The sequence below is a fragment of the Actinoplanes solisilvae genome (assembly GCF_003999975.1).
Lineage (GTDB): Bacteria > Actinomycetota > Actinomycetes > Mycobacteriales > Micromonosporaceae > Actinoplanes > Actinoplanes solisilvae.
In genome coordinates this window covers 599,632-620,331 of sequence record NZ_RJAC01000002.1, presented here as the reverse complement: position 1 = coordinate 620,331, position 20,700 = coordinate 599,632, and the positions used below count along the sequence as shown (strand labels likewise).

Sequence of the window (20,700 nt, the reverse complement as noted above, 5' to 3'; positions counted from 1 at the left end):
GGAGCGGACGTGGCGGCGTCCGCCCCGGCCGGTCTCGGCGATCGCCGGTCGGCACAGCAGCGTCCACTGTAGGCGACGATCTTGGAAAATGCCGCTTGAGGGGCGAGATATGAGAACGGCGGGCGGCCGGCGACGCCGGGGCGCACAGGCTTCGCCGCCGACGATCTTCGCAGGTCGGCGCGGTGGGGCGGCGCGCCGGACCGAGCGCAGAACCGCTGCCGAACGGCCCGGCTGACTCTAACCTTGGGTGGTAACTTCGGCGTCGACCTGCCGGGCCGGGACGGCCTGACGGCCTCGCGCGCTCGAGCGAACCCTAGATGGCGGCGCACCAGCAGCCGGTGACGGACGAGGGAATGCATCACGCCAACTATCACTACGGTCATGCGCACCTGCTGGCCCGCTACTGCGCTCTGCCCGACCCGCTGCACCCGCCGCGCCTGCAGGGATATCTGCAGCACGGCTGGAACATGGGTGACGGGCTGGCCCCGGGCACGCCGTTCGTCGAGGGCAGCCGCATTTTCGCCTGGTCCGAGGAGACACGCCGTCGCTCCTGGTCGCAGGGCCGCCGTGACGTCGTCGTGGTCGGCGCGCCGTTCGCCTACCTGGTCGAGATGGAGCCCGAGCCGGCCGGCGCCCCCGAGCCCGAGGGCACCATCTTCTATCCCTTCCACGGCTGGGAGGGCCAGCAGATCAGCGGCGACCACCAGAAGTTGATCGACGAGGTCAAGGCCGTCGAGCAGGGTCCGGTCACCGCCTGCCTGTACTGGAACGAATATCGGATGAAGAGCGTCCGCAAGATTTACGAGAAAGCGGGTTTTAGGGTAATTTGTCATGGTTACCGAGGTTTTTGGTGGCGGGAGCACAACCGGGACTTCCTCATCGGGCAGCTCGCTGAGCTGCGCCGCCATCGGCGGGTAGTGTCGAACCGGCTCTGCAGTGCCGTCTGGTACGGCGCTCTGACCAGCAGAGACGTCGCCGTCTACGGCGACCCGATGGTTCTTGACAACGCTGACCCCACGTTCGGCGGCGAGCCCCGTCTGCGCCGGCAGTGGCCCGAGCTCTACGGGCACGAGACCGACGCCGCCGCCACCCACGCGCTGGCCCGTCTGCAGCTCGGCGCCGACGAGCTGGCCCACCCCGACGAACTGCGCGCCTTGCTCGGCTGGCCCGCTTCCACAGAGAGGTGACGTGATGTCGGAGCGCTGCGCCGCCCTTCTTCGCGACCAGGGCACGGACTACGCCGCCGCGCTCTCCGCGCCCCCGGTGACCAACCTGCGACGGCTCGGCGGCGAGATGTTCGCCTGGACCGACGGCGACCCGCGGCGCAGCTCGGCCTTGCCGCGCGGCGCGGTGCTGCGCCACCTGCTGGGCCGGTACGCCGGTCCGGGCCGCTCGGTGCTGGTGGCCGGTCCGCACGCCGACGAGGTCGTCGTAGCCCTGGCCGACAGCGGCGCCTCGGTGTCGTGGCTGCTGCGCTCGCTGCTCGACGCCGAAGACGCGGCCCGCAACCACCCGCAGATCACGGTGCTGTCCGGCGCCGTCAGCAAGCTCGACCCGACCGAGAAGTACGACCTCGTGGTCGCCGCCGACGGTGTCGACCGGCTGAACTCGGCCGAGGGCGAACAACTTTCCGCGGCCGAGCTGATCGACCGGCTCGCCGAGGCCGTACGTCCCGAGGGTGTGCTGGTGCTGGTGCACGACAACCGTCTCGGCGTGCACCACACCGTGCGCCTCGAGCCCGGCGCCCGCGAGCGCCTCGACTCGGAGTGGTATCCGGCCGAAGACGAGAACGACCCGCAGCGGCCCGCCTCGCCCGAGCAGCTCGCGGCCCGGCTCACCACCGCCGGGCTGAGCGTCGACGCGTCGTACGCGGCCTTTCCCGACCCGGCCGCGCTGACCGTGCTGATCGGCGACGGCTTGCAGGGCAAGGTGTCGTCGCCGCTGCGTCCCCGGCTCGGCACGGCGCTGTCCCAGGCGCTCGCCGCGGCCTTCCGCGACCGGCCGGTGCTCTGTGACCCGCGCCGCCTGGTCAAACGCGCGCTGCTGGCCGGCGCCGAGACGACCGTGGCCCCGGCCTGGCTGGTCATCGCGCGGGGGCCGGGCGACGCGCCCGCGGTCGACCGGCACGAGCTGCTGGTCGGCGATGCCCGGGGCACGTTCGCCTACGAGGTCTCCTCGACAGCGGGCGAGGTGCGCACGACCGTGGTGGAGCCGCTGGCCGAGCCGATCGAGCGGTCCGGTCTGCGCCGCATCAGCGAGCCGACCGCGCCCGGCGCCGACGACGGTTACGTGCTCGAGGAGCGTCTGCTGCACCTCGCGGCGACCAACGACCTGCGCGGGATGCGGCTCGAGCTGGCCCAGTTCGACACCTGGCTGCGCGCGCTGGCCCTGGACGGCCTGCTCAGCGGCCCGGCCGCGCTGGCCGGGGTGGCCGACGTCTTCGTCACCGAGCGGGGCCCGGCCCTGCTGCCCACCCGGTGGGAGCCGGTCGAGCCCGTGCCGGTCGAGACCGCGGCGGTCCGCGCGGTGTGGCAGCTCGCGGTCCAGCTCATCACCTCGGGCCAGCCGCACCCGTGGCCGATCGCCTCCAACGCGGTCGACCTGACGGCGATCATGCTCGGCATGGTCGGCCAGGGCGTCGGCGCCGAGCAGGTGCGCGAGGCGGTCGAGCTGCACCTGCGGCTCGAGACCGCCGACCTCGAGCTGAGCCTGTCCGAGCAGCACGACCGGCGGCTGCAGCTCCTGGCCGTCACGCCCGGCACGGCCGCGGTCGACGTACCCGGCTTCCGCGAGCTCACCGAGGCGCTCTGGCGCCAGCGCTACGAGGCCAGCCATCTGCTCGCGATGATGGAGTGGACCGAGCAGATGATCAAGTCACGCGACCTGGCCGTCAGCAAGATGGACTGGGAGGTCCAGTTCTACAAGAAGACCTGGGCCGGCCGGTTCCTCTGGGTCGCGCGCAGCGGATACCGCGTGATCGTGCGCGACAGCCGCAAGTTCGTGCGCGGCCGCCGGGCCCGCCGGGCTGAGCAGACCAACGCCGTACGCTGAAAAAGGGGGCCTTTCGGCCCCCTTCTCAGGTGTTGATCAGATCAGGTCCCAGGTCAGCGGGGTGCCCTTGGCGGCATCGGCCGTGAAGGTGCGGCCGAGGACCTGCCCGATCGCGTCGGGCTCGAGGCCGCCGGTGGGCCGGATCGACCGGACGTTCTCCGGGGTGAGCGTGTCGCCCGCCTTGACGTCGGCCACCACGTAGAGCGAGCGACGGAACCGCAGGCCCTCCTTCTCGGCCTCGGTCGGGCCGATGTGCGTGGTGCCCAGCGCCTGCCAGGCCCGCTCCGACTCGATGCGGAGGGCCTTGAGCTCGGCCGGCTCGAGCGAGAAGGCCGAGTCGACGCCGCCGTCCGCGCGGTCGAGCGTCACGTGCTTCTCGATCAGGCAGGCGCCGAACGCGACCGAGGCGATCGGCACGCCGATGCCGTGCGTGTGGTCGCTGAGACCGATCGGCAGCTCGAGCATCTGGGCCAGCACCGGGATGCGGCGCAGGTTGGTGAACTCCGGCGGGGCCGGGTAGGAAGCCGTGCAGCTCAGCACCGTGATGTCGGTGGCCCCGACCTCCTTGGCCGCCTCGACCGCGGCGGCGATCTCTTTCACCGAGGCCATGCCGGTGGAGATGATGATCGGCTTGCCGGTGCTCGCGGCCAGACGGATCAGCGGCAGGTCGGTGATCTCCGAGGACGCGATCTTGTACAGCGAGGCGTCGAGCTTCTCGAGCAGTTCCACCGCCGTACGGTCGAAGGGGCTGGAGAACGGCGTGATGCCCCGCTCCCGGGCCCGGTCGAAGATCGGCTGGTGCCAGTCCCACGGGGTGTGCGCCCGCTCGTAGAGGTCATAGAGGTAGGCCTCCGACCACAGCTCGTGACCCTTGGAGATCTGGAACCGGGGGTGCTTCACGTCCACGGTCATGGTGTCGGCCGTGTACGTCTGGATCTTGATCGCGTCCGCGCCGGCGTCCGCCGCCGCGTCGACCAGCGCGAGTGCCCGGTCGAGAGAGCCGTTGTGGTTGCCCGACATCTCCGCGACGATGTACGGCCGCTTGTCGGGCCCGAACTTAGTCATTACTTCCCTCTCTCCGTCCAGACGACAGTCTTCATCTCGCCGTCGACGAGCCGTTCGTATCGCCGCGTCTCCTTGAACCCGAACCGCCGGTGCAGCGCGAGCACCTGCTTGTTGTCGGCGAGCGTCTCGCCGCCCAGCGTCTCCAGGCCCAGAGTGTCGAAGGCGTACGCCACTGCCTCCTTCTCGAGCCGCATCCACGCGGCGAGCAGCCGGTCACCCAACCCTGCCACGTCGAGATAGAAGGACCACGTGTTGCCGTCGAAGATCACGACTCCGGCGGGCGTGCCCGCATCATCGTCATAGATCAGCACGTCCCGCCAGCGCTTTTCCCACCACCGGGCATGCTCCTCGGGCTTGATCTCGTGCGTGGTCAGGCTCACGGCACGCACCGACTCGTGGTTGCGCCAGGGCAGGATCAGGTCCCGTTCGGCGTAGGTCGCAGGTCGCAGCACAGTGACAAAGTATGGCCGCCTCGTCCGCGCTTGCGCCGGGGACCTGGGTCACAGCGCAATTCCTCACCCTCGGTCGCTCGCTGCCGATGAAATGGGAGCAATTTCGGTGAGAGAGGCGGGCCGCATGGGCCTAGTGCGCGAACGGCCGAGCCGGCCACTCCGGGTGTCCGGGATGCTGCTGTTGGTGACGGTGGGCGCCACGGCGATCAATGCGGGTACGCCGGTGATCCCGTGGGCGCTGCTCTGGCCGAGCGCACCGGCTTGATCGTCGGGCTCGGCCGCTGGGTGCTGCGCGACTCGCTGCGCCCCGTGCACGGGGTCAAGCTCGACGGCTCGTTCAGCCAGACCGCCCCGGACGCCCGGGTCTCGGTCGCGGCCTAGGCTTCGTTTCGTGGAAAGCTCGCATCGACCGGCCGTACGGGTGATCTGCTTCGACGCCGATGGGCGGGTGCTCCTGCTGAACTGGCGCGACCCCCACGACGGCGCCCACCTGTGGGAACCACCCGGCGGCGGCGTCGAGGAAGGCGAGACCCCGCTCGAAACCGCGCGGCGCGAACTGGCCGAGGAGACCGGGCTCGACACTTCGCGCATCGGCCCGCACTACCTCGACGTCCATCGCGAGACCTGGTGGAAGGGGTGCCTCTACGTGGGGGAGGAGCAGTTCTTCGCCGCCCGCTACACGGTTTCGCGCCCGGCCCTCTCGGCCGACGGCCTGATGCCGTACGAGGTCGACGACCTGCTCGGCCACGACTGGGTGCTTCCGGCCGACTTCGCCACCCTCCCCGGCCGCCTGGAGCCGCCCACGCTGGGTGAGATCGTCACTCTGCTCGCCACATGAGGCTTCCCGACTAGCGGTGGGGTGGCCAGGCAGGCTCGAAGTTCGCCACCAAACGCCGGTTTGCCACGACGTGGCAAACCGGCGTCTCGTGGCAAATCGCGACGTCATTGCGTCGAAGGACTTGTCGATTTTGATGATGTCGACCGGGAACCGCCGCAGGTAGGCCAGGGACGAGTAGCCGGTGCCGAAGTCGTCGATCGCGAGGCGTACGCCCAGGGCTTTGAGTGCGGCCAGTCGTTCGAGCGTGACGGGGCGGTGGTCGACTTCGTCAGTTGATCCGTCGCTTGCACGGCCTTGCCGGTCGGCAACGAGCGCGGCTGGTTGAGGGAAACGCGCACGACCGGTCACGAAGTGGTCATGTTTTCCGAGGAAACGGTCAGTCGATTCGCGTCTTTGGTTGCACTTTGCGACGATCTTGGTCGGCCGGAGAGGCCGGCGAAACGGGCAAGTAAACAACGAAGTCCGCGACCTTGTGATGGAGGCCACAGGTTTCTCCGGTGTTACAAATAGGTCGGTCGATATGGGGCGGAGGTGGCGGCGAATTGAATGCGGACGAGCGACAGCATCAGATCGTCGCGCTGGCCCGCCGGCACGGCGAGGTCGAAGTCGCGAAGCTCGCGGCCGAGCTCGACGTCTCGGCCGAGACCATTCGCCGCGATCTGCGCCTGCTGGAAAAACACGGTCTGATCCGGCGCACGCACGGCGGGGCCTATCCGGTGGAGACCGCGAAGTTCGAGACCGACCTGGCCATGCGGACCGTGCGCGGGGTGCCCGAGAAGCGGCGGATCGCGGCCGCTGCGGCCGGGCTCATCGGTGACGCGGAGACGATCTTCATCGATGAGGGCTTCACCCCTCAGCTCATCGCCGAGGCCCTGCCCACGGGCCGGCCGCTGACCGTGGTCACCGCCTCGCTGAACACCGCAGCCTGGATGGCCGCCTCCACCCCGGCCACGGTCCTGCTGCTCGGCGGCCGGGTGCGGGGGCGCACTCTGGCCACGGTGGACCACTGGGCGGCCAACATGCTCTCCAGCTTCGTGATCGACCTGGCCTTCGTCGGGGCGAACGGGATCTCCCGCGAGGTCGGGCTGACCACACCGGACCCGGCCGTCGCGGACGTGAAGGCGCGCGCGGTCGCGGCCGCTCGTCGACGCGTCTTCGTCGGCATCCACACGAAATTCGGTGTTCGCACGTTCTGCCGATTCGCCGAGATATCTGATTTCGAGTCATTGGTCACGGACACCGCATTGCCGGTCTCCGAGGCGAACCGATACGCCCGGCTGGGTCCACAGGTCATCCGGGTCTGACCAGTAACGCCCACTAGCCGTTTTCGAATAAAACGGAGGTTCCACCATGCCCAGAAAAATAACGCTGGCCGCGGTCGGCCTGCTGCTGTTCACGGCCGGTTGTTCGGGCGCCGGATCGACCGCCGGCGGCAGCGGCGGTGAGGCCGACAACACCATTACGGCGCTGATGGTCGGCAACCCGCAGATGGAGGACATCCAGAAGCTGACCGCCGAGAACTTCACCAAGCAGACCGGCATCACGGTGAAGTTCACGATCCTCCCGGAGAACGAACTGCGGGACAAGGTCACCCAGGACGTCGCGAACCAGGGCGGGCAGTACGACGTCGCCACCGTCGGCGCGTACGAGGTGCCGATCTGGGCGAAGAACGGCTGGCTGCACGAGCTTTCGACGCAGGCCCAGGCCGATTCCGCGTACGACGTGAACGACCTCATCAAGCCGATGGTCTCGTCGCTGACGGGCGAGGACGGGAAGCTGTACGCGGCCCCGTTCTACGGCGAGTCGTCGTTCCTCATGTACAACAAGGAACTCTTCGCCGCCAAGGGCCTCAAGATGCCCGAGAAGCCGACGTGGGCGCAGGTCGCCGACTTCGCGGCCAAGCTCGACGACAAGGGCAAGGGCGTCGCCGGAATCTGCCTGCGAGGGCTGCCCGGATGGGGCGAGCTCTTCGCGCCGCTCACCACGGTCGTCAATACGTACGGTGGGACCTGGTTCGAGAAGGACTGGACCGCGAAGGTGAACTCGCCGGAATTCAAGGAGGCGACGAACTTCTACGTCAATCTGTTGAAGCAGCACGGGCAGCCCGGCGCGCCGCAGTCCGGATTCACCGAATGCCTCAACACGTTCGGCCAGGGCAAGGCGGCCATGTGGTACGACGCCACGTCGGCGGCGGGCACGCTGGAGGACGCGAACGCCAGCAAGGTGGCGGGCAAGGTCGGCTATGTGTACGCCCCGGTGAACAAGACCGAGTACTCGGGCTGGTTGTGGACCTGGGCCTGGGCGATGCCCAAGACCACCATGAAGGCCGACGCCGCGTGGAAGTTCATGTCGTGGGCGACCAGTAAGGACTATGAGAAGCTGGTCGGCCAGCAGCTCGGCTGGTCCCGGGTTCCGTCCGGCAAGCGCACCTCGACCTATTCGATCCCGGAGTACAAGGAATCGGCCAAGGCATTCGCCGACGTCACTCTGGGCTCGATCGAGCACGCCGACCCGACCAACCCGGGTGTGCAGCCGCGGCCCGCGCTGGGCGTGCAGTTCGTCGGCATCCCTGAATTCGCCGACCTCGGCACCAAGGTGTCGCAGGAGGTGAGCGCGGCCATCGCCGGCAGCAACACGGTCGACAAGGCGCTGGCCGACGGGCAGAAGCAGGCCGAAGACGTGGCGAAGAAGTACAAGTGACGACCTTGGCCGCCCGGCCGGACGAGCGGACCCAGCCGCCCGTCCGGCCCCCCAAGGGCGGAGCCAAGGACCGCTGGGTGCGCCGGGCGCCGCTGCTGCCCGCGCTGATCTTCGCGCTCATCGTCACGCAGATCCCGTTCCTCTACACCCTCTACCTCTCCACGCTGAGCTGGAACGCGCTGCGCCCGGGGGACAGGCCGTTCGTCGGGCTCGACAACTACGTCACGGTGCTGACCGACACGCGGCTTCGTTCAGCACTGCTGAACACCGTGCTGCTCACCGCCGGCGCCGTGGTCTTCTCGATGATCCTGGGCCTGGCGCTCGCGCTGCTGCTCGACCGCAAGTTCATCGGCCGCTCGATCGTGCGGACGCTGCTGATCACACCGTTCCTGGTCATGCCGATCGCGGCCGCGCTGCTCTGGAAGCACGCGATCTTCAACCCGACCTACGGCCTGGTCAACGGCATCTTCGGCGGCTCGACCGACTGGGTCTCGTCCTATCCGAAGGGCGCCGTGATCGCCACCCTGGTGTGGCAGTGGACGCCGTTCATGATGCTGATTCTGCTGGCCGGGCTGCAGTCGCAGTCGAACGACGTGATCGAGGCGGCCCGGGTCGACGGCGCGAACGCGTGGCAGGTCTTCCGCCGCATGACCCTCCCGCACCTGCGGCAATATCTCGAGCTGGGCGCGCTGCTGGGCTCGATCTACCTGGTCAACACGTTCGACGCGATCTTCAGCATCACGCAGGGCGGGCCGGGGACGGCGACGACCAACCTGCCGTACGAGATCTACCTGACCACGTTCCGCAAGTTCGAGTACGGCGAGGCCTCCGCGGCCGGAGTCATCGTGGTGATCTTGACGATCATCGCGGCCACCTTCGCGCTGCGGGTCATATCGAGCCTCTTCAAGATGGAGGACCACCGATGAGGGCCCGCCTGAGCCCGCCCGCGGCGGAAAACAGAATGAAAAATCGTCATTGGAACAACACGATTTGGGGCACGGTTGCCTGGATAGCGGGGCTGGTCTTCGTCTTTCCGGTGATCTGGATGGTGCTGACCAGCTTCAAGCAGGAACAGGACGCGGCCAGCAACCCGCCGGCCTGGACCTTCGCCCCGACCCTCGCGCAGTACGGCCAGGTCTTCGACCGCAACATCACGCCGTTCCTGCTGAATTCACTCATGGCCAGCGTCTTCTCGACGCTCCTGGTCGTGCTGCTCGCCACCCCTGCGGCGTACGCCCTGTCTCTTCGTCCGGTAGCAAAGTGGACGGACACGCTCTTCTTCTTCATCAGCACCAAGATGATGCCCGCGGTGGCCGCCCTACTGCCGATCTATCTGCTGGTCAAGCACCTGGGAATGCTCGACAACATCTGGACGATGGTCGTGCTCTACACCTCGATGAACCTGCCGCTGGCGGTCTGGATGATGCGGTCGTTCCTGCTGGAGGTGCCGCGTGAGGTGCTCGAGGCCGGCGAGGTCGACGGCGCTTCGCTGATCACCTCGATCCGCAAGATCATCATGCCGATCGTGAGCCCGGGTCTGGCCGCGACGGCGTTGATCTGCTTCATCTTCGCCTGGAACGAGTTCTTCCTGGCCGTGAACCTGACCGCGACGAACGCGGGCACCTCGCCGATCTTCCTGGTCGGGTTCATCTCGTCGGAGGGCCTGTTCCTGGCCCGGCTCTGCGCGGCCGCGACGATCGTCTCGCTGCCCGTGCTGATCGCCGGTTGGGTGGCCCAGAACAAGCTGGTGCGCGGTCTGTCGATGGGTGCCGTCAAGTAACGGTCCTGATGGGACCGTGTTCGTGCCAAACCTTCTCACTATTGGTGAGTGAACAGATACGGCCAGTTGTCTCCACGCTTGCCTTCAGATCAAATGGATCTGTGGGTACCACCCTCGCCCCGGGCCGTCTCGGCGCGGCCGCTGTCACGTTCTTCGCGCTGGCCGCGACCGCGCCGATCGTCGTTCTGACCACCGTGGTGCCCGCCGCCTACGCCACCGGCGGCGGGCCTCTCGTTCCGCTGAGTTTCCTGGCCATCGGCATCGTCGGCCTCCTCTTCGCGCCCGGCTACGCGGCCCTGGCCCGCCGGGCACCCTTCGCCGGTGCGATGTACGCCTACATCGCCCGCGGCCTGGGCCGGCCCGCCGGTGTCGGCGCCGCCTGGCTCGCCCTCGCCTGCTACCAGGCGATCCAACTCGGTCTCTACAGCCTGGTCGGCGCCGCGGCCGCACCCCTGCTGAGCTCGTGGTTCCAGGTGGACGCCGAGTGGTGGACGGTCGCCGCCGGTTGCTGGCTGCTGGTCGCGCTCGGCGGCATCATCAGGGCTGAGGTCAGCGGCGGCCTGATCGCGTTGCTGGTGCTCGGCGAGGCCGCTGTCGCCGTTGGTTTCGCGGCCGCCAACGTGCTCGATCCGGCCGGCGGGGTGGTCACCGCCGACAGCATCGTCCCGGCCGGCGTGGACCGGCCCGCCCTCGGTTTGCTGCTCGCCGTGGGCCTGCTGGCCTTCGTCGGTCTCGAGACCCCAGGGGCTTACGCCGAGGAGGCTATCCGTCCACGCCGAGATCCCGGTCTGGCCGGGTACGCGACCGTGGCCGCCCTCGCCGTTCTGCTGGCCGGCGTCTCGTGGTCGCTGAGCACGGCGGCCGGCGCCGACCGGATCACCGAACTGGCCCGCGGCCGAGGGTTCGAGCTGTTCTTCGATCTCGCCACGGCTCGGCTCGCGCCGTGGGCCGTCACGCTGGGCCGCTTGATCCTGCTGACCGGCCTGGTCGCGGCGATTCTCGCGCTGCATCACGTGATGGCGCGATACCTGTTCGCTCTCGGGCGCGAGCGGGTTCTGCCGGCTGCTTTCGGGCGCACGTCACGGCGTACGGCGGCTCCTCGCTCTGCGTCTTTGACCCTCTCGGCCGTCACCGCCGGGTTGCTGGCCGCGGCCGTGCTGACCAGAACGCCGCTGCTCACCGGACGTCGTCTCATGATTGTCGGCGGTCTCGGCATTCTCGTGCTGCTGGTCGCCACGTCGGTGGCCGCGCTGCTGCATCTGAATCGGGTGCCCAACGGCGAGGGCGTGTGGACCCGGTTCGTCGCACCGAGTTTCGCCACCGTGGCGCTCGGGTTGCTGGGCCATCTGGCCTTCCGTGATCTCGGCGTCCTTTTAGGAACCGTGACGTCGTGGATCGTGCCGGTCGCGATCGGCGGCGTGGTGGCGCTCGGCGTGCTGCACGCGATGGCGCTGCGGGCGGCCAGGCCGGTGGTCTATGCGGGCATCGGTCAGGGCGGTGTCCCGGTCGTGGTCACACCGCCGCTGCCGCGACCGCGAGACCCCCTGGCGGGGCCTGACCCGGGGAGATCCGGTGCGAAGGAGCCTCCGAACGAACCCGGCGCTCATCGGCCCGAGCGGGTGAAACGCTGATGCGCGCGCGGGTCCGGGCGCTCGGCATGGATCCGGCCACCGGCCGGTTCCGGCCCAACGAGGCCGAGACGGCCGTACTCATCGAGATCGAGCTGGGCGTACGCCTAACCCGGGCCGCGCCCGGCTGCCGCGCCGACTGGTTCGACCGAGGCGGTCGTTCTTATGACGCAGTGGGCCCGTTCGCGGCCCACCGGTTCGAACGACAGTGGGCGCGCTTCTCGCAGCAGATCGTGCTGCACCTCGAAAAGGCGGACCTGGTTCCGGTGGACGTCACCCAGTTCACCGCGGACCAGGTGGCAAGGATCGAACGGTTCGTGGCGGAGCGAGGCTTGGCACCGCGTGTCTTCATCCTGGGGCGGCGACAATGGCGGCACTCATCATGGTCCGGACGGGCAAGGACTGGCAGGCGACGGGTGGGCTCTTCGAGTGGACGCTGGAATATCTCATCCCGCGGCTCGACGACCGGAAGACGGCCGACTGGCTCCGCATGGTCGTCGCGGAGAACCTCGGCAGCCTCTGGATCCCCGACCTTCCGGACGCGGGCCGGGAGGAGATCTACACGCTGCTGCGGGCCGACCTTGTCGCGGCCGCCCGCCGTGAACTCCCGGACGGTCCGGGCAAGGGCGACGCGCTGGCGCAGCTCCACGAGCTGGTCGACCTGACCTGGTGAGCTGCCTGCTCCTCGGGCGCCCGGTTCAGGCGAAGAACTCCTGAATCTGGGTCAGGGTCAGGTAGCCCTGCCGTTCGGGCTCGTGCGGCGGGTCGGGCACGCGCTTCGCGGTGACCGGCACGTCCGGGACGTCGGTGGGCGGGCTCGGCACCGGCGGGGTGGGCGGCAGCGCCGGCAGGGTCAGCGCCTGGCGGATCACCTCGAACATGGCCCGCACCTCTTCGGCGGCGGTGCGGGTGGCCTGCTCCACGGTGCCCGCCGTCGGCGGCCCGGCCGGCAGGGCGCAGGTGAAGTTGGCCTGGAGGCGGTCGTCGAAGCGGCGGATGTCGGCGCTGGGCCGCAGATGGTCGAGCCGTCCCTCGGCGACGATGCCCAGCTCGCAGGCGGCCAGGCCGGACTGCTGCCACCAGGACCGCCAGCGTGGATCGGCGTCCAGGATCATCGCGACGTGGCGGAGCGCGACCACATATTCGCGCGGGGCGTGGCCGCCGCCGGTGGTGGTGCCCAGGTGGGGGTGCAGCCAGGAGTCGCGGTCGGCGTGCTCCGGGCTGTGGTCGACCAAGGCCCAAAGGGTTTGCTCGTCCATGACTGCATGGTGACATTTCGGTCGCCATTCGTCCGCCCGACGGCCCGGCGCGTATGGGCGAATTGCAACATTGTGACAATGAGCGTGGCGCAAGTGAGGCCTGGGTCACTTGTCGCGCGTCATTCATAAGCGCGTGATATACATTCTCATTGTGCAGCCTGTCACCGCCATCACGCAGGAGGACGCGGCCATCGCGGCCGGGTTCGAGCGCTTCTACGAGACGCTCCGGCGCCTCACGCCGCGGGGTCCGCTCAGCCTGACCGCGGCCTCGACGCTGCGCCGGCTGGAGCGCTCGGGTCCCCATCGGCTCAGTGAGCTCTACGCGCCCGAGGGGATCAGCCAGCCGGCGATGACCCAGCTGGTCACCCGCCTCGAAAAGGAGGGGCTGGCCGAGCGGACCGGCGACCCCAACGACGGGCGTGCCGTGGTCGTCAGCATCACCGAGGCCGGCCGGGCCGCCGTGGCCCACCGCCGCGAGGTGCGGGCGACGGCGCTGTCCGACCTGCTCCGGGGCCTCACTCCGGCTGAGCACGCGGCCATCGTGGCCGCGCTGCCCGCGCTGGAGCGGCTGAGCGACCTGGCCACCGAGTAGCCGCTCGGCGCCCGACGGCCGAACGGCGGCCTGGTTGCCGAACAGCGGCCTGGTTGGCGGGCCATGGTCCGGTTGCCGAACAGTGGGCCCGCCGACCGCGGAGCAGAGTGGCGCGCGGCCCTGGCTGCCCGAAATGTACGCATAAATGAACAGGAGTTGACCGCGTGCTATCCGTGGACCATCCGCGCTACAAGTGGATCGCGCTGTCGAACACCACGCTCGGCACCCTGCTGGCGACGATCAACGCCTCGATCGTGCTGATCTCGCTCCCCGCCATCTTCAAGGGCATCCACGTCGACCCGCTCCAGCCCGCCAACGTCAGCTATCTGCTGTGGATGCTGATCGGTTACATGCTGGTCACCGCCGTCCTGGTGGTCACCCTGGGCCGGCTCGGCGACATGTACGGCCGCGTCCGCATCTACAACGCGGGCTTCGCGATTTTTACGCTCACCTCGATCGTCCTGTCGCTCGACCCGTTCGACGGCGGGAGCGGCGCGCTCTGGCTCATCGGCTGGCGGGTGCTGCAGGCGGTCGGCGGCGCGATGCTGATGGCCAACTCGGCCGCGATCATCACGGACGCCTTCAAGCCCGAGCAGCGCGGCATGGCGCTCGGCGTCAACATCGTCTCGGCGCTGGCCGGTTCGTTCATCGGCCTGGTCGCGGGCGGTGTGCTCGCCGAGTGGGACTGGCGCTCGATCTTCTGGGTCAACATCCCGCTGGGCATCCTCGGCACCGTGTGGGCCTACCGCTCGCTGCGCGACACCGGCGTCCGCCGGAAAGCCAAGATCGACTGGTGGGGAAACGCGACCTTCGCGATCGGGCTCACGGCCGTCCTGGCCGCCATCACGTACGGGATCCAGCCGTACGGCGGCCACACGATGGGCTGGACCAACCCGTGGGTCCTGAGTGGGCTGCTCGGCGGCGCACTCGTGCTGGTCGCGTTCGGCGTGATCGAGAAGCGCGTGGCCGAACCCATGTTCCCGCTGGCCCTGTTCCGGAACCGCGCCTTCGCCAGCGGCAACGCGGCCAACCTGCTGGCCAGCGTGGCCCGTGGCGGCCTGCAGTTCATGCTGATCATCTGGCTGCAGGGCATCTGGCTCCCGCAGCACGGCTACAGCTACGAGTCGACGCCGCTGTGGGCCGGCATCTATCTGGTCCCGCTGACGATCGGCTTCCTGGCCGCCGGGCCGATCGCCGGAACGCTCTCCGACCGGTTCGGCCCGCGCCCGTTCGCCGCCGGGGGCCTGTTCGTGATGGCCGCGTCCTTCGTCGGTCTGCTGCTTCTGCCGGCCAACTTCAACTATGTCGTCTTCGCGGCGCTGATCTTCATCAACGGCGTCGGCGGCGGCCTGTTCGCGGCGCCGAACACCTCGCTGATCATGTCGAGCGTGCCCGCCGAGATGCGTGGCGCGGCCTCCGGCATGCGGGCCACCTTCCAGAACGCCGGTCAGGTGCTCTCCATCGGCGTCTTCTTCTCGCTGATGGTGGCCGGTCTGGCCGACTCGCTGCCGGATTCGCTGAACAGCGGTCTGACCGGCCAGGGCGTGCCGGCCGCGACGGCGTCCGCGATCGCCGCGCTGCCGCCGGTGGGCACGCTGTTCGCCGCGTTCCTCGGCTACAACCCGATCGGTGAACTGCTCGGGTCCCACGTGCTGGCCGCGCTGCCGCCCGGCAACGCGGCCCGGCTGACCGGCCTCGAGTTCTTCCCGCGGCTGATCTCCGAGCCGTTCCACGACGGCCTGGTGATCGTCTTCGGGCTGGCGATCGCGATGGCCGTGGTGGGCGCGCTGGCGTCGCTGGTGAAGGGCCGGGCCGCGACCGGCTTCGTCGCCCACGAGGCCGAACTCAAGGCCGAACTCGAGGAAGCTCAGCCGCTGAACCCGGCCACCGCCGTGGCGGAACCGTTGCGCGAGGCCTAAAGAGTCGCCGCCGCCAACAGGGTGGCGGCGATGTCGCGAGCCACGAGGGCGGCCTTCGGGCCGCCCTCGTCCATGCGGGCGCCGATCGAGGCGCCGTCGTAGAGCACGACGAGCTGGTCGGCCAGGGTGGCCGGGTCTTTGGCGCCGGCGTCGCGGGCGAGCTCGTGGAACAGGCCACGCACCCACGCGCGGTAGATGTCGGAGACCTCCTCGACCGGCCCGCCACGCGGCGACTCGGCGCTGGCGTTGACGAAGGCGCAACCGCGGAAGCCCGGGTTGCCGGCCACCTCGGCCAGCACCTCGAAGACGCCCAGCAGGCGGTCGCGCGGGTCGTCGTAGCGCTCGAGGCCGGCCAGCATGCGGGCGCGGCGGCGCTCGTGGCGGCCCTGAAGGTAGGCCTTGACCAGTTCGTCCTTGCTGCCGAAGGAGCTGTAGAGAGAGGCCTTGGCGACGCCGGCCTTCTCGATCACGCGATCGATGCCGACGGTGTGCACGCCCTCGGCGTAGAAGAGCTCGTCGGCGGCGGCCAGCAGGCGGTCACGCGCCGACGGCTTCCGAGCGACGGATGGTGATGTGGCGGACATGTCGTTGACGATAGCAGACAGACCTGTCTAGTCTTGCCTGGTCAGACAGACCTGTCTGTCACATTTTTCGGAGGCCCGCTCCATGACCACCCTCGCCGACGCTCCGCCGTCCAGCACCGTCGCGCCTCGCGGCCGACGGCTCTCCCGCCCGATCGCGTTCGCGGCGATCACGGCGATCTTCCTGATGTTCTCGGCGGCCTCCGCGGCGCCGTCTCCGCTCTACGTCGTGTATCAGCACGAGTGGAACTTCTCGGCGACCACACTCACCTTCGTCTTCGCCGTCTACGTCGTGGGGCTGGTTGCCGCCCTTCTCACCCTCGGTGCGCTCAGCGATCACATCGGCCGCCGTCCCGTCCTGGCCGTGGCGATCGCGATCGAGGCCGTGTCGTTCGTGCTCTTCCTGACCGCTGGTGACGTCACCGTCCTGCTCGTCGCCCGTCTGCTCCAGGGCATCGCGACCGGCGCGGCGCTGACCACCCTCGGCGCGGCTCTGGTCGATCTCAAGCCGCCGCACGCACCGGCCCGGGCCGGCCTGATCAACAGCCTCGCCCCCATCGGCGGCCTCGCCATCGGCGCGCTCGGCACCGGCGTCCTGGTCCAGTACGCCCCTCAGCCCACCCACCTCGTCTGGGCGCTGCTCCTCGTCGGCATGGTGCTCGCCGCGATCGTCGTGGCCCGCATCCCGGAGACCTCCGCCCGCAAGCCCGGGGCCGTCGCCTCCCTCGCGCCCAAGCTCGCCGTGCCCGACCGCCTGCGCGGCGACCTGATCTCCCTGCTGCCGATCCTCGTCGCGAGCTGGGCGATCGCCGGGCTCTACCTGTCGCTCGGCCCGTCCGTCGCGGCCGGCGTCTTCGGCCTCAGCAGCCACCTTGTCGGAGGCCTGGTGGTGACGCTGCTCTGCGGCACCGGCGCGATCAGCTCCTTCCTGCTGCGCAAGGTTCCGGCCAAGACCACCCTGCTGCTGGCCGGCAGCCTGCTCACCGTCGGCTCGGTGATCAGCGTGGCCGGGCTGGAGATCAACAGCACGATCGTGGCCGCCGTCGGCGCCGTGATCTCGGGCATCGGGTTCGGCGCCTCCTCACTGGCCACCCTCGGCGCGCTGGCCGTGCTGGCCGCCCCGCACGAGCGCGGCGAACTCTTCGCGGTCGTCCTGACCATCGCCTACATCGCGTTCAGCGTCCCGGCCGTGATCGCCGGCTTCGCCGCCACGTCAGCCGGGCTGCACCTCACGGCCCTGATCTACGGCCTGGTCGTGGCCCTGCTGGGCCTCACCGCCCTGGTCTCCCAGCGGCTGCGGCACCGCAAGGCCGCCATGGCGTGACCCGGCTTCTTTCGTGGCGCCCCGGCGTGGACGGTCCGGATGTGACCGTCCACGCCGCACCATATGGGGGCGAATCGGACACGAGAGGCTGGCATGAGACGACTTCTGGCGGTGACCACCACGATCGCCTTGGCGGTGATCGGGGTCCCGGCGAGCGACGCGCGAGCAGCGCGTCCCGAGCCGCCGGCGACTGACGCGCGGGCGGCGCGCCCCGAGCCGATCAAATGGAGCGCCTGCACCGACCCGGCCCTGCGCCCGCACAAGGCCCAGTGCGGCTTCCTCTCGGTGCCGCTCGACCACGCGAACCCGGACGGCGAGAAGATCCAGATCGCCGTGTCCCGCGTCAAGCACACCGTGCCGGAGAAGAAGTACCAGGGAATCGTGCTGGTCAACCCGGGCGGACCGGGTGGCAAGGGCCGCGCGCTCTCGGTCCTCGGCTCTCTCGTGCCGCGTCAGGCCGGGGCGGCGTACGACTGGATCGGTTTCGACCCCCGTGGTGTCGGCGCCAGCAAGCCGTCGCTGAGCTGCGACAAGGACTACGCGGGGTACAGGCGTCCGGCGTACGTGCCCAGCACCCCGCGGATCGAGAAGGTCTGGCTGCAGCGCACCGAGGGCTACGCCAAGGCGTGCGAGAAGGCCGGCGGCAAGCTGCTCGACCACCTCAAGACCCTCGACACCGTACGGGACATGGACGCGCTGCGGCTCGCGCTGGGCGCTCGGCAGATCAACTTCTACGGCTTCTCGTACGGCACCTATCTCGGCCAGGTGTATGCCACGCGCTACCCCGAGCGCGTCCGTCGCATGGTGCTCGACGGCAACGTCAACCCGTCACGCGTCTGGTACGACTCGAACCTCGACCAGGACATCGCGTTCGACCGCAACGTCAAGATCTACTTCGCCTGGCTGGCCGAGAACCACAAGACCTACCGGCTCGGTCGCACCGGCCGTGAGGTGCAGCGACGCTTCGACGCCGAGCAGCGGCGGCTGAGCAAGAAGCCGGCCGGGGGCGTACTCGGCCCGTCCGAGCTGACCGACATCTTCCTGCAGGCCGGCTACTACACCTTCGGCTGGGCCGAGATCGGCCGGGCCTTCAGCGCCTGGGTGCACAAGCGGGACGCGCGGCCGCTGCGCCAGCTCTACGACACCAACAACCCCCGGGGCGAGGACGCGGACAACAACTACGCGGTCTACCTCGGCGTGCAGTGCACCGACGCCCCGTGGCCGCAGAGCTGGAGCAAGTGGGCCTCGGACAACTGGGAGGTGCACCGCAAGGCGCCGTTCGAGACCTGGGCCAACGCCTGGTACAACGCGCCCTGCCGCACGTGGCCGGCGCGCAGCGGCATCCCGGTGACCGTTTCCGGCGAGACCGTGGCCCCGGTGCTTCTGATCAGTGAGACCCTCGACGCGGCCACCCCGTTCACCGGAAGCCTCGAGGTGCGCAAGCGTTTCCCGCGCTCGGTGCTGATCGAGGGCGTCGACGGCACCACCCACTCCGGTTCGCTCTGGGGCAACCGCTGCGTGGACGACGTCATCGCCGACTACCTGGCCTCCGGCAAACTGCCGAAGCGGCTGCCGGGCGAGCGCTCCGACAAGCGCTGCAAGCCGATCGAGCCGCCCGCGGCATCGAACACGGTCACCGCGAAGCGTGCTCCCGAGCGCCTCGAACTGCAGAAAATGATCACCGGTCGGTGATCAGGCTCACGGTCCCCGCCTTCGGGTGGGGACCGTTGGCTATGCTCGTCACTGCGAAGGGGAGTAGCTCCCAATGTCGCGGTCGACATGCTGACTCTCGAAAGCTGTGAGTCCGGCCGCGCGGCCTTTCACAAAGGCGAGCGAGACCTTCGACTTGGCTGTTTACACGACGGCCGGGTCGAGGTCGCCCTGCGCCACTTCTTCCCGGTCCTTGATAACCGGGAGCACCTTCGGTGGATGGTTTTCTTGCCGCGACGGCGATCAGTTTCGCCGTGATCTTCGTGGCCGAGCTGGGCGACAAGTCCCAGCTCATGGCGCTGACCTTCGCGACCCGTTTCAAAACTGTGCCAGTGCTGATCGGCATCACGGTGGCGACCGCGATCGTGCACGCCGTCTCGGTCGGCATCGGTTACGGCCTCGGCGCCACCCTGCCGACCGGCTGGATCTCGCTCGTCGCCGGCGTCGCCTTCCTCGCGTTCGGTGCCTGGACGCTGCGCGGCGACAAGCTCACCGACGACGAGAAGACCAAGGCCGAGCGCAGCACCGGCTCGGCGATCCTGGCCGTCGGCGGCGCGTTCTTCCTGGCCGAGCTGGGCGACAAGACCATGCTCGCCACGATCACGCTGGCCACCCAGCACGGCTGGTTCGGCACCTGGCTCGGGTCGACGGTCGGCATGGTCGCCGCCGACGCGCTCGCGATCCTGGTCGGCCGTCTGCTCGGCCGTCACCTGCCCGAAAAGCTCATCAAGTACGGCGCGGCGGCGCTCTTCGCTATCTTCGGGATCTGGCTGCTGGTGGAAGCGGTCATCGAGCTGCGATAGGAGCCCTCGTGCAGCAGTACCGGGCGGAGCTGACCGCCGACATCGCCTTCACCACCGGTGGTCACCTCGGGGCGCAAGGGCTGCGGGTCGACATTCCGCACCTCGACGTCACCGAGGCCGACCTGGCGCGCATCCTGGTCAGCTCGCTCGGCCTGCGCGACGTCGAGCGGGTCGAGCTGACCGCGGTGCGCACCTTCGCCGATCCGGTGGTGGCCGGCCCGCCCGGCCCGCCGCGGCTGCGCTTCGTCGAGCTCAGCCACGTGATCTCCGACGGCCTGATCACCTATCCGGGTTTCCCCGCGCCGGTCATCACACCCCACCTGACCTGGGAAGACTCGCGCCCGAACTATGCCGAGGGCACCGAGTTCAGCCTTGACCGCATCGAGATGCTCGGCCAGACCGGCACCTACCTCGACACACCACGGCACCGCTATGTGGGCGGCACCGACCTGGCCGGGGTGCCGTTGGAGCGGCTCGCCGACCTGCCCGCCGTCGTGGTGCGTACGGCCGGCAGCGGTCGCCGCGCGGTCACCGAGGCCGATCTGGAGCCGCTGACCGTCGCCGGCCACGCGGTGCTGCTGCACACCGGCGGCGACCGGGGCTGGGGCACGCCGGCCTATGCGGTGGACGCGCCCTATCTGACCGGGGAGGCGGCGGCGCTGCTGGTCGAGCGTGGGGCGGCCCTGGTCGGCATCGACTCGGTCAACATCGACGACTCGACGGCGGCCGCCGGTGGCGAGCGCCCGGCCCACTCCGTGCTGCTGGCCGCCGGCATCCCGATCGTCGAGCACCTCACCGGCCTGGAAGACCTGCCGCCGCACGGCGCCCGCTTCACCGCCGCGCCCCCGCGCATCACCGCGTTCGGCACGTTCCCGGTGCGGGCGTACGCCCAGGTGCCTTTCTACGAGGCGCACGACCACACCCGCTCGGCCGGCTGGCAACCCACGGCCTCATAGCCGGATCTGGCCGAAACCCTCATCCGCGGTGCGAACCGGCCG

The 20,700-nt window shown here is 69.4% G+C and carries 20 protein-coding genes and 1 pseudogene; 16 read left to right on the top strand and 5 right to left on the bottom strand.

The window, feature by feature from the left end; genetic code table 11:
• Positions 1–353: 353 nt before the first annotated feature.
• On the top strand, positions 354–1,187 hold the full coding sequence (locus EER30_RS09845; protein ID WP_127500269.1) for a hypothetical protein: 834 nt from the start codon (positions 354–356) through the stop codon (positions 1,185–1,187).
• A 4-nt stretch (positions 1,188–1,191) separates the two neighbouring features.
• A complete protein-coding gene (locus EER30_RS09840) occupies positions 1,192–3,051 on the top strand; it encodes a hypothetical protein (protein WP_127500006.1) in 1,860 nt (619 codons plus the stop codon).
• A 36-nt stretch (positions 3,052–3,087) separates the two neighbouring features.
• Here the strand turns inward: EER30_RS09840 and pseI are convergent, their stop codons facing one another.
• Both pseI and EER30_RS09830 read right to left on the bottom strand, forming a co-directional pair.
• Positions 3,088–4,116 (bottom strand): pseudaminic acid synthase, encoded by a 1,029-nt coding sequence (pseI, locus tag EER30_RS09835; RefSeq protein WP_127500005.1) that lies wholly within the window; start codon positions 4,114–4,116, stop codon positions 3,088–3,090.
• Positions 4,116–4,568, bottom strand: coding sequence for a GNAT family N-acetyltransferase (locus EER30_RS09830; protein WP_127500004.1), 453 nt, complete (start codon positions 4,566–4,568; stop codon positions 4,116–4,118). Before EER30_RS09830 ends, pseI begins: the two co-directional genes overlap by 1 nt.
• A 231-nt stretch (positions 4,569–4,799) precedes the next feature.
• On the opposite strand from EER30_RS09830, the gene EER30_RS46985 reads away from it, so the two are divergent.
• Complete coding sequence (locus EER30_RS46985) at positions 4,800–4,949, top strand: hypothetical protein (RefSeq protein ID WP_164842270.1); 150 nt, start codon at positions 4,800–4,802, stop codon at positions 4,947–4,949.
• Between the two features lie 10 nt (positions 4,950–4,959).
• Positions 4,960–5,406 (top strand): NUDIX hydrolase, encoded by a 447-nt coding sequence (locus EER30_RS09825; protein ID WP_127500003.1) that lies wholly within the window; start codon positions 4,960–4,962, stop codon positions 5,404–5,406.
• 114 nt (positions 5,407–5,520) lie between these two features.
• Here the strand turns inward: EER30_RS09825 and EER30_RS46980 are convergent.
• A pseudogene (locus EER30_RS46980) lies at positions 5,521–5,649 on the bottom strand (EAL domain-containing protein); the annotation flags it as partial.
• Positions 5,650–5,948: 299 nt separating this feature from the next.
• Between EER30_RS46980 and EER30_RS09815 the strand changes: the two are divergent.
• The 6 genes from EER30_RS09815 to EER30_RS09790 all read left to right on the top strand — a co-directional run bounded on the left by EER30_RS09815 (position 5,949) and on the right by EER30_RS09790 (position 12,187).
• Entirely contained in the window at positions 5,949–6,710 is a 762-nt protein-coding gene (locus EER30_RS09815) for a DeoR/GlpR family DNA-binding transcription regulator (RefSeq protein ID WP_127500002.1), read from the top strand.
• A 46-nt stretch (positions 6,711–6,756) separates the two neighbouring features.
• The gene (locus EER30_RS09810; protein WP_127500001.1) at positions 6,757–8,106 is read left to right on the top strand and encodes an ABC transporter substrate-binding protein; all 1,350 of its coding nucleotides are present in this window, start codon (positions 6,757–6,759) and stop codon (positions 8,104–8,106) included.
• Positions 8,103–9,032, top strand: coding sequence for a carbohydrate ABC transporter permease (locus EER30_RS09805; protein ID WP_127500000.1), 930 nt, complete (start codon positions 8,103–8,105; stop codon positions 9,030–9,032). Before EER30_RS09810 ends, EER30_RS09805 begins: the two co-directional genes overlap by 4 nt.
• Positions 9,033–9,067: 35 nt before the next feature.
• Positions 9,068–9,886 carry a carbohydrate ABC transporter permease gene (locus EER30_RS09800; RefSeq protein ID WP_205650153.1) on the top strand — a complete coding sequence of 273 codons (819 nt, stop codon included), beginning with the start codon at positions 9,068–9,070 and terminating at the stop codon, positions 9,884–9,886.
• 101 nt (positions 9,887–9,987) lie between these two features.
• Positions 9,988–11,517 carry an APC family permease gene (locus EER30_RS09795; RefSeq protein WP_240669921.1) on the top strand — a complete coding sequence of 510 codons (1,530 nt, stop codon included), beginning with the start codon at positions 9,988–9,990 and terminating at the stop codon, positions 11,515–11,517.
• A gap of 364 nt (positions 11,518–11,881) precedes the next feature.
• A complete protein-coding gene (locus tag EER30_RS09790; RefSeq protein WP_127499997.1) occupies positions 11,882–12,187 on the top strand; it encodes a hypothetical protein in 306 nt (101 codons plus the stop codon).
• Between the two features lie 25 nt (positions 12,188–12,212).
• On the opposite strand, the gene EER30_RS09785 is transcribed toward EER30_RS09790, so the two are convergent.
• Positions 12,213–12,773 carry a hypothetical protein gene (locus tag EER30_RS09785; RefSeq protein ID WP_127499996.1) on the bottom strand — a complete coding sequence of 187 codons (561 nt, stop codon included), beginning with the start codon at positions 12,771–12,773 and terminating at the stop codon, positions 12,213–12,215.
• 151 nt (positions 12,774–12,924) lie between these two features.
• On the opposite strand from EER30_RS09785, the gene EER30_RS09780 reads away from it, so the two are divergent.
• Complete coding sequence (locus EER30_RS09780) at positions 12,925–13,365, top strand: MarR family winged helix-turn-helix transcriptional regulator (RefSeq protein WP_240669920.1); 441 nt, start codon at positions 12,925–12,927, stop codon at positions 13,363–13,365.
• A 164-nt stretch (positions 13,366–13,529) separates the two neighbouring features.
• Positions 13,530–15,284 (top strand): MFS transporter, encoded by a 1,755-nt coding sequence (locus EER30_RS09775; RefSeq protein WP_127499995.1) that lies wholly within the window; start codon positions 13,530–13,532, stop codon positions 15,282–15,284.
• On the opposite strand, the gene EER30_RS09770 is transcribed toward EER30_RS09775, so the two are convergent.
• Positions 15,281–15,868, bottom strand: a complete 588-nt coding sequence (locus EER30_RS09770; protein ID WP_127499994.1) for a TetR/AcrR family transcriptional regulator — start codon at positions 15,866–15,868, stop codon at positions 15,281–15,283. The genes EER30_RS09775 and EER30_RS09770 overlap by 4 nt on opposite strands.
• Positions 15,869–15,950: 82 nt before the next feature.
• On the opposite strand from EER30_RS09770, the gene EER30_RS09765 reads away from it, so the two are divergent.
• From EER30_RS09765 to EER30_RS09750, 4 genes are all read left to right on the top strand, one after another.
• Complete coding sequence (locus tag EER30_RS09765; RefSeq protein ID WP_127499993.1) at positions 15,951–17,189, top strand: MFS transporter; 1,239 nt, start codon at positions 15,951–15,953, stop codon at positions 17,187–17,189.
• Between the two features lie 93 nt (positions 17,190–17,282).
• On the top strand, positions 17,283–18,881 hold the full coding sequence (locus tag EER30_RS09760; RefSeq protein WP_127499992.1) for an alpha/beta hydrolase: 1,599 nt from the start codon (positions 17,283–17,285) through the stop codon (positions 18,879–18,881).
• A 233-nt stretch (positions 18,882–19,114) separates the two neighbouring features.
• Positions 19,115–19,702, top strand: coding sequence for a TMEM165/GDT1 family protein (locus tag EER30_RS09755; protein ID WP_127499991.1), 588 nt, complete (start codon positions 19,115–19,117; stop codon positions 19,700–19,702).
• 8 nt (positions 19,703–19,710) lie between these two features.
• Positions 19,711–20,658, top strand: a complete 948-nt coding sequence (locus EER30_RS09750; RefSeq protein ID WP_127499990.1) for a cyclase family protein — start codon at positions 19,711–19,713, stop codon at positions 20,656–20,658.
• Positions 20,659–20,700 lie beyond the last annotated feature (42 nt).